We start from the raw sequence: 11,260 nt of genomic DNA, 5'->3' as shown, positions 1-11,260 counted from the left end.
TCGGCCCGAGTCGGCCGCCGTTCACAGGGTGCCACGGTGCGGAAAAAGCGAACGCCCGGCTTTCGGGAGGAAAGCCGGGCGTCACGTGCTGGCGCACGATCGCGTGATCAGGCGCAGAGCTTGGCGCTGGCGAGACGGTTCAGGCTGACGCCTTGTTCGGCGGCCTGGATCACCAGCGCGCGGTGGGTTTGCGGCGGGATGCGGACTTTGAATTCGCCGCTGTAAGTTCGGTCGGCGATCGGCTCGGGCACCTTTTCGCCGCTCGCGGTCATGTCGCGCACGACATCGGCAACGAGCCGGCGGACGCTGGCCAGCGCGCCTTCCGGCGTTGCGTCGAGCCACGAAAGAGACGGGAATTCCGCGCACAGGCCAACGTGCTCCCCGTCCTCCGGGGACCACGTTACGCGGTACGTAAAGTGGTCTTGGGTCATGATGTCCGTTCCTTCAGTCGGTCGATCGCGTCGAGAACCTGCCGTATCGGATAGCCCTTGGCTTTCCCGCGGTCGAACAGATCCGAAGCACGAGACGATCGCTTCGATGCCTCCCCCATTTACCCGACCCTCCGACGCACGGTTTCGGGCCCGCGCGCCCCCGCGATTACGCGCGACCCGCTATTCGGCATATTGGGGGATGCCCGTAGGCGCTATGATACCGGCCTGACATCAGCGCCCGGCGTTGTGCACCGTCGCGAAACGGTGAGCCGGGCAGGCTGGGGTGCCTTGCTTTCGCCATTCGAGCGTCGAACAAGGCGTTGACTGAAAAGAACGATATTCGGCCAGTAATCGATGATTGAAAACCAGCAGGAATCAATTTCTCTGCGGCGCGTGTGCGCGTCGCTGGCCATTGCGGCGGCGCTTGCGGGATGCGCGTCGCAACCGGACGCCATCCAGCGGAAAACCGGCTGGATGCGCGCGGAAGTCGCCGACTCCTATATCTATGCGTATCCGCTCGTGCTGATGGACGTCGCGAAGGAAGCGGCGACGGGCGGCGACGGCGCGCAACCGGGTCAGGCGCCGCTCAACACGCTGCGCCACGCGCAGGCGCTGCCGCCCGTCGGTGCGGTCAATCCGCCGCTGCCGGGCGTCGACACGCTCGACTCGACCGGCTGGCTCGACGTCGCCGCCGAACCCGTGCTCGTCACGTTGCCCGACACGCGCGGCCGCTACTGGGACGCACGTGCGCTCGACATGTGGACCAACGTGCTGTGGTCGTCGTCGAGTGTGGCCGCGCGCGGTGCCCGTACCGGCGCGCGATCGCAAACGATTGCCTTCGTCGCGAAGGACTGGCAGGGCGCGCTGCCGAAGGGCGTGGTCCGGGTCGACGTCCCGTCGGCCAATGCGTGGCTCGAAGTCAGGCTGCAGACGAGCGGCGGGCGCGACCTCACGAACGTGAAGAAACTGCAGCGGGCGATCCGCGTGGTGCCGCTGTCCGTCTACACCGGCGCCGAACGCGGCGCGTCGGTCGCGGTGCATGCGGGCAGTGCGCCGTCCGAAGCGGTGGGCGGCGGCACGCCGGCCGAGCAGGTGGCCGCGCTCGATCCGAAGGCGTTCTTCGCGCGCTTCGCGCAGGCGCTGCAGGACAACCCGGCACCGGCCGACGATGCGCATGCGCAGGAATCGCTCGCCGACATCGGCGTGTCGGCCGGCTACCCGGTGCTGTGGACGGGCGACCGCCTCGCGGCGGCGACGGCCGGCGTCGCCGAGGCGCGCGCGCGGCTCGCGACACCGCCGTCGAACCTGCTGAACGCAAACGGCTGGAGCTGGATCGGCGATACGGCGGGCAAGTACGGCCAGGACTACACGCTGCGCGCGTACGCGGCCTACACGCAGTTCGGCGCCGCGACGCGCGACGACGAAACGCTCGCGGTCGTGCGCGTCGACAGCGACGGCCATCCGCTGAACGGCGCGAACCGCTACGTGCTGCATTTCGCGCCGGGCGCGCTGCCGCCGGTGCGCGCGTTCTGGACGCTGACGCCCTATACGACGAACGGCGCACTGCCCGACGTCGGGTCGGCGCGCCGCTCGCTCGGCGATCGCGACCGGCTGCGCCGCAATCACGACGGCTCGATCGACATCGTCGTGTCGGCGTCGCCGGGCGGCACGCACGCGGCCAACTGGTTGCCGGCGCCGCGCGCCGATTTCGCACTCGCGCTGCGCCTGTACGCGCCGAAGCCGCAGGCGAGCGACGGGACGTGGATGCCGCCCGTCGTCGTCCGGAAATGAACGGATGATCGTCGGCGCTGTCCGACCGGCGGGCGCGACCGCGCCCGACCCCCGTACCGTCACCTCCTGAGCCTATACTTTCGGGATAGCGTGCGCGGCCGCCCGGTGCTCCGGTGCGGCCCGGCATCCCATCCCGAGGCATTCAAGCATGGCAAGCGCAGACAAAGAAACCGTACCCTCGACCCTCCATGCCCTCGGTGGCGTTGCACGTTCGCGCCGGACCCGGCGCATCGGCATCGGCCTGCTGATCTTCGTCGTTTTATTCGGACTGCTCGGATTCTTCGCGGCGCCGCCGCTGATCCGCCATGTCGCCGAACAGCAGTTGAGCAAGCAGCTCGACCGCCCCGCGACGATCCAGCGCATCGCGCTGAACCCGTACACGCTGAACCTCGAAGCCGACGGCGTTCATCTCGGCGAAAAAGGCGGCCAGGGCGACTTCATCGACATCGCGAAGCTCGTCGTGCGGCCGTCGTGGTCGTCGCTGTTTCGCGGCGCGCCGATCGTCAATGAAGTCCGCGTCGATTCGCCGCGCTTTCATGTGGTTCGCCTCGACGCACAGCGCTTCAATTTCACCGACCTGATCGAGAAGTTCTCCACGCCGTCGCCCAAACCGGAGAGCAAGCCGACGCAGTTCTCGGTGTCGAACATCCAGGTCAACAACGGCCGGATCGATTTCGACGATCGCCTGCTGAACGAAAAGCACGTCGTCGACAACTGGACGCTCGGCATTCCGTACATCGCGACGCTGGCCTCGAAGACCGACATCTTCGTCGAGCCGAAGCTGCGCGCGCGCTTCGACGGCAGCCCGATCGCGATCGACGGCAAGACCAAGCCGTTCGCGCAATCGCGCGAATCGGAAATCACGCTGAAATTCGACGGCCTCGACGTGCCGAAGCTGATTTCATACGTGCCGGCGAAGCTGCCGGTGGCGGTGACGAGCGGCCTGCTGAGCAGCGACCTCACGGTCAACTTCGTGATGAGCGGCGAGACGCCCGCGCTGCGCGTATCGGGCACCGTCGACCTGAAGGACGCGAAGCTGACGGACCGCGCGTCCGCGCCGCTGTTCGCCGCGCGCGGCGTGCACGTCGCGGCGGCCAGCCTCGAGCCGCTGCGCAACGCGATGCACTTCGACGAGATCCGGATCGACCAGCCGGTGGTCGACCTGTCGCGCGACAAGCAGGGCGTGCTGAACGTCGAGAAGCTCGCCGCGCAGCCGGCCGCCCCGCCGAAGGCCGCCGACGGCAAGCCCGCGGCGTCGGGCGCCGCGGCGGCTTCCGCCGCTGCCGAAGCCGCCGCGAGCGGCGCGAAGGCTGAAGCCGGCGCGAAGGAGGCGCCGCCGCTCGACCTGACGATCCGCCATTTCGCGATCGACGGCGGCACGGTCAACGTCGACGACCGCGTGCCGGCGACACCGACCGCGCTGTCGCTCACGAAGCTCGCCGCGACGCTCGACGGCTTCTCGATGCAGGGCAAGGCGCCCGCGAAATACACGCTGTCGACGTCGCTGTCGCGCGGCGGCGACGTGAAGGCCGAAGGCGCATTCAATCTCGCGGGGAAGCAGGCCGACGGCAAGCTGACGGTCGCCGCGCTCGCGCTGCCGGCGCTGCAGCCGTATCTCGGCGAGGCCACGCGTGCACGCGTGCTCGACGGCACGCTCGGCGCCACCGTCAACGCGAAGGCCGACTGGGGCAAGACGCCGCTCGCCGCGCAGGTCGCCGACAGCACGGTCAGCCTGAAGTCGCTGAAGATCGCGACACCCGACGCGAAGGCGCCCGCGATCGTGCTGCCCGACGCGAACGCGAAGATCGCGAAGGTCGACGTCGCCGCGCGCACCGCGGAGATCGCGAGCGTCGACGTCAGCGGTCTCGCGCTCGACGTGCAGCGCCTGAAGGACGGCAAGATCGATCTCGCGGCGCTGGCCGAGCCGGCGCAGGCGTCGGTGCCGAAGCGCACGGTCGCGCGCAAGGCGCAGGCCGCCGCGCCGTCGTGGCATTACCGGATCGACGCGCTGAACGTGAAGGACTCGTCCGCGAACTTCACCGACCTGTCGACGCCGCGCCCGGTGAAGCTGGCGATCAAGCCGCTGGACCTGTCGGTGCAGAAGATCAGCGACGACATGACGAAGCCGCTGCCGGTGCAGCTGAAGGCGACGCTGAACCGCAAGGGTTCGCTGAACGTGACGGGCGACGTGACCGCGCAGCCGCTGAAGCTCGGGCTGAAGATCAACGGCAACCGGCTCGACGCGGCCGCGTTCGAGCCGTACTTCGGCAGTGCGCTGAACGCGACGATCGCGAGCGCGCTGCTCAACGCGCAGGGCAACCTGACGTTCGCGCAGGTGAAGGACGCGCCGCGCGCGACCTATCGCGGCGACGTCGCGCTCGTCGACGTCCGGATGCTCGACAAGGCAACCTCCGACCCGTTCGCGGGCTGGCGCTCGCTCGCGCTGACCAACCTGAAGGCGAACTACGACGAGAAGGGCACCGACGTCGACGCCGCGCGCGTGACGTTCTCGAACTTCTACGGCCGCGTGCTGCTCGACGCGCAGGGGCGCCTGAACCTGAATGACGTGGTCGCGAAGGAATCGGGCCCCGCCCAGTCGCTCACGCGTGATGCGAGCAAGGGCGAGCCGGTGCCGCTGTCGCCGGGCATGACGCCGCCGGCTGCCGCGCAGGCCGCGTCGGCCGCGGCCGCGCAGCAGGCGTCCGCGCCGGCGGCCGCATCGGCGACGGTGGTCGTGAAGGCCGCACCGCCGCCGCAGCACCCGGTGCGGATGCATTTCGGCGAGTTGCTGCTGCAGAACGGCCGCGTCACGTACACCGACAACTTCATCAAGCCGAACTACACGGCGAACCTCGTCGCGATCAAGGGCACGGTCGGCGCGTTCGGCACGGATTCGACCACGTCCGCGCCGGTCGACGTCGCCGCGAACCTCGCGGGCAACGGGCCGATCTCGATCAAGGGTTCGGTGAATCCGCTGATCGAGAAGCCGGCGCTCGACCTCACCGCGACCGCGCACGACATCGAGCTGACCAACCTGACGCCGTACTCGGCGAAGTACGCGGGCTATCCGATCACGAAGGGCAAGCTCAACGTCGATCTGCATTACGCGCTCGCGAACGACCAGTTGAAGGCGAACAACCACATCTTCATCGACCAGCTCACGTTCGGCGATCGCGTCGAGAACGACACGGCGACCAAGCTGCCGGTGAAGCTCGCGATTTCGCTGCTGAAGAACACGCGCGGCCAGATCGACGTGAACCTGCCGGTGTCGGGCTCGCTGTCGAATCCGGAGTTCAGCGTCGGCGGGCTGATCTGGCGGGCGGTGCTGAACCTGATCGCGAAGGCCGTCACGTCGCCGTTCTCGCTGCTCGCGCATGCGTTCGGCAGCGGCGGCGAGGATCTCGGCTACGTCGAGTTCGCGCCGGGCTCGTACCGGCTCGACGACGCGCAGCAGAAGAAGCTCGACACGGTCGTGAAGATGCTGACCGAGAAGCCGTCGATCCGTCTCGACCTGATCGGCCGCGTCGACCCGGCGAAGGACACGTCGGGGCTCGGCGACGCGTACGTCGACCGGCTCGTGCGCCAGCAGAAGCTGAAGGACGTGATCGGGCAGGGCGAGAGCGTCGACCCGATGTCGGTGAAGGTCGAACCGGCCGAGTACAGCAAGTACCTGACGCGCGCGTACAAGGCCGCCGACTTCAAGAAGCCGCGCAACCTGATCGGCCTGCAGAAGACGCTGCCCGACGCCGACATGAAGAAGGCGCTCGCCGAACATGCGCCGGCCGACGACAACGCGCTGCGTGCGCTCGCGCAGCAGCGCGCGCAGGCCGTGCGCCAGTATCTCGACGGGAAGATCGATTCGAGCCGCGTGTTCGTCGTCGCGCCGAAGCTCGATGCGAAGGGCATCGAGGACAAGGGCGCGACGACCCGCGTCGACTTCGGCCTGCAGTAAGCGGGCCATCCGCCGCCGCGTCCGTTCATCCGTTCGGGCGCGGCGGCGCGCAGCCTTCAGCGCGCGGCGATCGCCGGTTCCTCGCGCTTGCCCAGTTCCTTCTTCGCGGCCAGCGGCAGACGCGCGTCGTCCCACTGCGCCAGCCATTCGACTTCCTTCGCCGTGAATACCTGTCCGTAGTTGCGCAACGCGTACTGCAACGCGTCGACGACGTGATGGCGAATGATTTCGGGGGTGCGTGCATCGTCCAGCACGAACCGGAGGGCTTCCAGGGTCGACATACTCGTGCTCCGGGTCAGGGAAAACCCTTTATCACACGCCAATAGTCGCGCGCCAAGCCGGAAAAAAATCGTGTGGCCGCGGCGCCGCACCCGGTCCGGCCGATGCACCGCGGCGGTGCCCGCAACCGGCGGCGCGCGTCGCATTGCGACTGCTTCGTGTCACTTGCGATTGGTTACGTTTGACAGAAAACGGAAAGCTCCGCTTCATCCGACCGCCGCACGATCCGGCGATAGTCTGCGCGCCTGATGGCAAGTCACGCAGTTCAACGTCAATCGATGAAGGTGGGGTGATCATGTCTTTCCTTGGTAAGCAGCGCAGGTGGGTGGCGATGGTGGCGGGCGCGGCGGCGCTCGCAGGCGCGGCTGCGCACGCGGCGCAGCAGGACGGCAGCAGTCGGGGCGACGAGCGCGGCCATGCGAGCCGCGTCGTGAAGCACGTGCTGCTGATCAGCATCGACGGCCTGCACGAGCAGGATCTCGCGCGCTGCATCGGCGCGAACACGTGCCCGAACATCGCGGTGCTCGCGCAGAGCGGCGTGACGTACGCGAATGCTTATACGCCTGGCCTGTCGGATTCGTTTCCGGGGCTCGCCGCGCTGGTGACGGGCGGCTCGCCGAAGACGGCCGGCCTGTTCTACGACGTGTCGTACGACCGCAACCTGTACGCGCCGGGCGACACGAGCTGCACGGGCAAGCAGGGCTGGAACGTCGTGTTCGACGAGACGACCGGCATCGATGCCGAGAACGGCGGCGCGCTCGTCCACCTGAACGGCGGCGGCGCATTCAACCCGCAGGCGATCCCGAACGCGAAGGTCGACGGCAAGTGCGTGCCGGTCTATCCGCACAACTACGTGAAGACCAACACGGTGTTCGAGGCCGTGAAGGCCGGCATCCCGAACGCGACGACCGCATGGGCCGACAAGCACGCATGGGGCTACGACTGGCTGAACGGGCCGTCGGGCACCGGCGTCGACGATCTCGCGCGCACCGAGATCAACTCGATCGATCCGGCGACGAAAACGGACTACACGGACGTCTATTCGCACACCGCGCAGTTCGACAACCTGCACGTGCAGGCGCTGATCAACCAGATCAACGGCCGCGACTCGACGGGCACGAAGCGCGCACCGGTGCCGACGCTGTTCGGCGCCGACTTCCAGACGCTGAGCGTCGCGCAGAAGGCGGTGGTGACGAAGGGCGGCGGTTACCTGGATGCGAACTTCACGCCGAACGGGCAGGTCGCGAACGCGATCACGTACGTCGACAACGCGATCGGCCACATCGTCGCGGCGCTCAAGCAGGCGAACCTGTATTCGTCGACGGCCGTGATCGTCACGTCGAAGCATGGCCAGTCGCCGACCGATCACACGAAGCTCGTGAAGAACGGCGACACGCTGACCAAGCTGCTCGAAGCGAACGATTACATCGACCCGAACGGCAATTTCGGCCAGAACAACACGAAGACGGGTAACCTGAACGACGGCTCCGGCCTCGTCGGCACGGGCTTCGTGCAGACCGACGACGTCGGCCTGATCTGGCTGCGCGACCGCAACCAGCGCACGGCCGTCGTACAGACGCTGAAGGCGAACCTGGGCTGCAACGCGCCGGGGATCTGCGCGGACGGCGCGCAGGCGTCGATCCTGTACGGCGCGGCGCTCGCCGAGCGCTTCGGCGACCCGGCCAACGGCCGCACGCCGGACATCATCGTCCAGCCGAATCCGGGCGTGATCTACACGTCGAGCACGAAGAAGGACGAGGAGCACGGCGGCAACGCGCCGGACGACAGCCACCTCGGCCTGCTCGTGTCGTATCCGGGCCTGCATCGCGCACGCACGGTGACCGACACGGTCGGCACGAAGCAGGTCGCGCCGACGATCCTCGCGCTGCTCGGCGCGAATCCGCGCCTGCTGCATGCGGTGGTGGCGGAGAATACCGGCGTGCTGCCGGGGCTCGGCATCGATCGCTGAGCGACGCGACGCCGCAGCACGACCCGCCGCCGGCCGCGCGGCGGGCCGCTCGTGCGCCGGGCAAGGGGGCTGTGAGGTGCTGTCCGCGCTTACTTCGCGAACAGCACCGGCATCATTTGCAACGCGCAGTCGTGCATGCGTTTGCCGATCGCCTGCGCGTCCGGCTCGTCCCGCGCCATGAGCGAATCGCCCGCGCGCTTCATCGCCGCGTAGCTGCCGCGCATCGCCGCATACAACGGAATCGGCGACGTGGCGCCGGGGCTCGGCCCGTCGAAATAGCCGGTTGCGGCGAGTTCGCCCAGGTAGTAGGTGTACAGCGCGCCGACGTGGTTCGCCTGCAGCCAGGCCATCAGCTGGATGCGCCGGTAGACCGACACGAGATCGTCTTTCGGGCGCGCGCCGAGCGCGACGAAGATCTGCAGTCGCGCGAGCCAGTTGCCTTTGCGCGCGGCCTCGACGAGCGCCGTCCACTGCGCGGGTGTCGTGGAGCCCGGCTCGCGCAGGCTGCGCATGTAGTCGATCACGGCCTGCTGGTCGGGTGCCGGGCCGATCTGGTCGGGCGACCTGCACACGAAGCGGGATACGTCGATGTCGGCGTCACCGAGATGGTCGAGCTCGTGCTTGATCTTGCCGTACACGTCGTCGAGCTGCTTCTGGACGTCGTCCCTCGACCATTCGGCCGGCAGCGGGCCCAGCCACGCGAGTTCGTCATCATGGGCAGCCGCGGCCGCGCGGTAGCGGGCGAGCGCGGCATCGCGGCGCCGGGTGGCGGCGGCCTGCTCGTTGCGCGCGTCGTCGGCCATGCGCTGCGCGACCAGGTTGACGGCGTCGTTCAGCTTCGCGCAGCGGGCGAACGCGTCGTCGCGGTACGTCCAGCACGCGGTGTCGACCGTATAGATCCAGCGGGTGTTGACGGTCTCCAGCACATAGTGCGTCTCGCCTGCCTGCCGTGCGACGGCGGCGCGTCCCTTGTCATCGGTCACGCCCTCGGCCAGCGTCTTGCCGTCGCGCGTGGTCCAGCTGTAGGGCTCGTTGCTCAGCGGTATTTCGCTGCCGCTGTCGCGGGTCAGGTCGATCGCGTAGCGCGTTGTCGGCTTCGTCTCCGCGTGCGCGACGCCGACGGCGGCGAAGGTGGCGCAGGCGGCGAGCGCGACCGCAGCGCAGCGATGCCAGGTTTTGTTCGGGTGCGTGATGGCGGGCCGCCGGGTGCGGCCGCCGGGTGACGACGGGGTGTTCATTGCCCTCTTTCTCCGTTGTTGTTGTGGTCGGCTTCGTTTGACGACGCGCGAGTGTAGCAGGCACGCAGCGCGCGACGGACGGCTTGAATTCCGCCGCATGCGCCGGCATATTCGCCACGCATCACCCGTTCAACGACACACCGAGAGGTCGGTTCATGCGCCTTCTGCTTGCCCTGCTGCTGCCGTGGTTCCAGTTCTTCACGATCGGCCGGCCGATCGCCGGGATCATCTGCCTGATCCTGCAGATCACGATCATCGGCTGGCTGCCGGCCGCGATCTGGTCGGTGTATGCGCTGAGTCAGTACAAGACGGACCGGAAGATCGACGCCGCGCTGCGCGAGCGTCGCTAGACGGGAGGGGGCGGCGGATTCGGCGGAACCGGCCGACGATGTGAAAACGGCCGCCCGATCGTCGTTCGATCGAAGCGGCCGCTTTGCCTACTTCACCGCAAACAGCGTCAGGTTCATGAAGATCTTGAACGCATAGCCGAGCGTGACGGCGCCGATCACGCCGCCCGCCCACAGGACGACGAACCACATCCAGCCGCGCATCCGCGACCGTGGCGCTGCGGCGGGGCGCGCGGCGGAATCAGTGGTGGTAGTAATGCTGGTCTTCATGGCGCACCTTGCCTCGGAATACCCAGTAACCCATCGTCGTGTAGGCGATGATGATCGGGAGGATAACCGCTGCGCCGACCAGCGTGAAGGTCTGGCTGGAACGCGGTGCCGCGGCCTCCCAGATCGTCATCGTCTGAGGAATCGCATACGGGAACAGCGTGACGAGCAGGCCGACGTAGCCGAGCAGCACGAGCGCCAGCGCGAGCACGAACGGCGTCATGTCGTGGCGGGCGCGCACCGCGCGCCGCATCCATACCGCACATCCGGCGACCAGGAACGGCACCGGCAGCAGGCGCCAGAACAGCCCCGAATCGAACCAGCGCTGCGCGATGGCCGGGTCCTGCAGCGGCGTCCACAGGCTGACGACCGCGATGAAGCCGAGCAGCACGACGGTCAGCGGCCACACGACGCGATGCAGGCGTCGCTGCAGGTCGCCTTCGGTCTTCGCGACCAGCCAGCAGCAGCCGAGCAGCGCGTAGGTGACGATCAGGCCGAGGCCCGTCAGCAGGCTGAACGGCGTGAGCCAGTCGAACGCGTCGCCCGCGAACACGCCGTCCTTCACGTTGATGCCCTGCAGGAACGCGCCGAGCGCGATGCCCTGGAACAGCGTCGCGCCGGCCGAGCCGCCGATGAACGCGAGGTCCCACAGGTGCTTCGTGCGCCGCGCCTTCGCGCGGATCTCGAACGATACGCCGCGGAAGATCAGGCAAACCAGCATGAAGATCAGCGGCAGGTACAGCGCCGACAGCACGGTCGAATAGACGATCGGGAACACCGCGAACAGCCCGGCGCCGCCGAGCACGAGCCACGTCTCATTGCCGTCCCACACGGGCGCGACGGTGTTCATCATCAGGTCGCGCTCCTTCTCGTCCGGGAAGAACGGGAAGACGATGCCGATGCCGAGGTCGAAGCCGTCGAGCACGACGTACATGAAGAGCCCCAATGCGATGATCGCGGCCCAGATTACGGTGACGTCCATAGGT

General features: G+C 68.1%; 9 protein-coding genes. 4 read left to right on the top strand and 5 right to left on the bottom strand.

Translation table 11 applies throughout. From position 1 onward, the window contains the following. Positions 1 to 107 precede the first annotated feature (107 nt). Positions 108 to 431, bottom strand: coding sequence for a type II toxin-antitoxin system HicB family antitoxin (locus WJ16_RS31800; RefSeq protein ID WP_069260909.1), 324 nt, complete (start codon positions 429 to 431; stop codon positions 108 to 110). A 354-nt stretch (positions 432 to 785) separates the two neighbouring features. Here WJ16_RS31800 and WJ16_RS31795 point away from each other — a divergent pair, with 354 nt between their 5' ends. Then, a complete protein-coding gene (locus WJ16_RS31795; RefSeq protein ID WP_069260908.1) occupies positions 786 to 2,222 on the top strand; it encodes a DUF1254 domain-containing protein in 1,437 nt (478 codons plus the stop codon). A gap of 148 nt (positions 2,223 to 2,370) precedes the next feature. Further along, entirely contained in the window at positions 2,371 to 6,174 is a 3,804-nt protein-coding gene (locus WJ16_RS31790) for a DUF748 domain-containing protein (RefSeq protein WP_069260907.1), read from the top strand. A 56-nt stretch (positions 6,175 to 6,230) separates the two neighbouring features. Here the strand turns inward: WJ16_RS31790 and WJ16_RS31785 are convergent, their stop codons facing one another. Further along, a complete protein-coding gene (locus WJ16_RS31785; RefSeq protein WP_027790361.1) occupies positions 6,231 to 6,455 on the bottom strand; it encodes a hypothetical protein in 225 nt (74 codons plus the stop codon). Positions 6,456 to 6,748: 293 nt separating this feature from the next. Between WJ16_RS31785 and WJ16_RS31780 the strand changes: the two genes are divergently transcribed. Then, positions 6,749 to 8,422 (top strand): alkaline phosphatase family protein, encoded by a 1,674-nt coding sequence (locus WJ16_RS31780; protein WP_418219868.1) that lies wholly within the window; start codon positions 6,749 to 6,751, stop codon positions 8,420 to 8,422. A gap of 89 nt (positions 8,423 to 8,511) precedes the next feature. On the opposite strand, the gene WJ16_RS31775 is transcribed toward WJ16_RS31780, so the two are convergent. Then, positions 8,512 to 9,660, bottom strand: a complete 1,149-nt coding sequence (locus tag WJ16_RS31775) for a hypothetical protein (RefSeq protein ID WP_069260905.1) — start codon at positions 9,658 to 9,660, stop codon at positions 8,512 to 8,514. A 155-nt stretch (positions 9,661 to 9,815) separates the two neighbouring features. Here WJ16_RS31775 and WJ16_RS31770 point away from each other — a divergent pair, with 155 nt between their 5' ends. Further along, complete coding sequence (locus WJ16_RS31770) at positions 9,816 to 10,010, top strand: YqaE/Pmp3 family membrane protein (protein ID WP_069260904.1); 195 nt, start codon at positions 9,816 to 9,818, stop codon at positions 10,008 to 10,010. 87 nt (positions 10,011 to 10,097) lie between these two features. On the opposite strand, the gene WJ16_RS31765 is transcribed toward WJ16_RS31770, so the two are convergent. Further along, positions 10,098 to 10,277, bottom strand: coding sequence for a hypothetical protein (locus WJ16_RS31765; protein ID WP_069260903.1), 180 nt, complete (start codon positions 10,275 to 10,277; stop codon positions 10,098 to 10,100). Further along, positions 10,249 to 11,256, bottom strand: a complete 1,008-nt coding sequence (gene cydB / locus WJ16_RS31760) for a cytochrome d ubiquinol oxidase subunit II (RefSeq protein ID WP_069260902.1) — start codon at positions 11,254 to 11,256, stop codon at positions 10,249 to 10,251. Before cydB ends, WJ16_RS31765 begins: the two co-directional genes overlap by 29 nt. Positions 11,257 to 11,260: the final 4 nt, after the last annotated feature.

This window comes from Burkholderia metallica, assembly GCF_001718555.1.
Lineage (GTDB): Bacteria > Pseudomonadota > Gammaproteobacteria > Burkholderiales > Burkholderiaceae > Burkholderia > Burkholderia metallica.
This window is presented reverse-complemented; position numbering and strand designations above follow the sequence as displayed.

Bases quoted from the DNA above. Each gene is read 5' to 3' on its own strand.
- WJ16_RS31775 (WP_069260905.1), bottom strand. From the start codon at position 9,660: ATGAACACCCCGTCGTCACCCGGCGGCCGCACCCGGCGGCCCGCCATC.
- WJ16_RS31770 (WP_069260904.1), top strand. From the start codon at position 9,816: ATGCGCCTTCTGCTTGCCCTGCTGCTGCCGTGGTTCCAGTTCTTCACG.
- WJ16_RS31785 (WP_027790361.1), bottom strand. From the start codon at position 6,455: ATGTCGACCCTGGAAGCCCTCCGGTTCGTGCTGGACGATGCACGCACC.
- WJ16_RS31790 (WP_069260907.1), top strand. From the start codon at position 2,371: ATGGCAAGCGCAGACAAAGAAACCGTACCCTCGACCCTCCATGCCCTC.
- WJ16_RS31780 (WP_418219868.1), top strand. From the start codon at position 6,749: ATGTCTTTCCTTGGTAAGCAGCGCAGGTGGGTGGCGATGGTGGCGGGC.
- cydB (WP_069260902.1), bottom strand. From the start codon at position 11,256: ATGGACGTCACCGTAATCTGGGCCGCGATCATCGCATTGGGGCTCTTC.
- WJ16_RS31765 (WP_069260903.1), bottom strand. From the start codon at position 10,277: ATGAAGACCAGCATTACTACCACCACTGATTCCGCCGCGCGCCCCGCC.
- WJ16_RS31795 (WP_069260908.1), top strand. From the start codon at position 786: ATGATTGAAAACCAGCAGGAATCAATTTCTCTGCGGCGCGTGTGCGCG.
- WJ16_RS31800 (WP_069260909.1), bottom strand. From the start codon at position 431: ATGACCCAAGACCACTTTACGTACCGCGTAACGTGGTCCCCGGAGGAC.